1 pseudogene is annotated in these 823 nt (G+C 68.8%); it reads right to left on the bottom strand.

Features of this window, described 5'->3' with window-relative positions:
* Positions 1–771 (bottom strand): annotated as a pseudogene (locus NS220_RS17585) (peroxidase family protein); the annotation flags it as partial.
* Between the last annotated feature and the right edge of the window lie 52 nt (positions 772–823).

Genomic DNA, 823 nt, shown 5'->3' with positions numbered 1-823 from the left:
CGCGGCGACGAAGTCGCGCACGAACTTCTCCTTCGCGTCATCCGAGGCGTAGACCTCGGCGAGCGCGCGCAGCTCGGAGTTCGACGAGAACACCAGGTCGACGCGCGTGCCGATACCGACCTTCTCGCCCGAACCGTCCTTCGTGCCCTCGAACGCGTGCTTGCCGCTGTCGAGCGGCTTCCACGTCGTCCCGAGGTCGAGGAGGTTCACGAACACGTCGTTCGTGAGAGCCCCGGGGGTGTCGGTGAAGACGCCCCAGTCGCTGCCGTCCCAGTTGGCGCCGATCGCGCGGAGCCCGCCGACGAGCACGGTCATCTCGGGAGCGGTAAGGGTCAGCAGGTTCGCCTTGTCGAGCAGCAGGAACTCCGCGGGCAGCCGCGCCTCTCGCGAGGCGTAGTTGCGGAAGCCGTCGGCGAGCGGCTCGAGCCAGCGGAACGACTCGATCTCGGTCTGCTCCTGCGACGCGTCGGTGCGGCCGGGCGTGAAGGGAACCTCGACCTCGACGCCGCCGGCGCGAGCGGCCTGCTCGACACCGGCGTTGCCGGCGAGAACGAGCAGGTCGGCGATCGACACCTTCTTCTCACCCTGCGCGTCGAAGGCGGCCTTGACGCCCTCGAGCACCTCGAGCACGGATGCCAGCTGCTCGGGGTTGTTGACCGTCCAGCTCTTCTGCGGCTCGAGGCGGATGCGCGCACCGTTCACGCCGCCGCGCTTGTCGCTGCCGCGGAACGTGGATGCCGCGGCCCAGGTCGTCGTGACGAGCTGCTGCACCTGTCTCTTCTACACCTCTGACGCTGCCGACGAGCTGACGCGTGTCGTACAA

This window comes from Microbacterium testaceum, assembly GCF_001476655.1.
GTDB classification, from domain to species: domain Bacteria; phylum Actinomycetota; class Actinomycetes; order Actinomycetales; family Microbacteriaceae; genus Microbacterium; species Microbacterium testaceum_C.
This window is presented reverse-complemented; position numbering and strand designations above follow the sequence as displayed.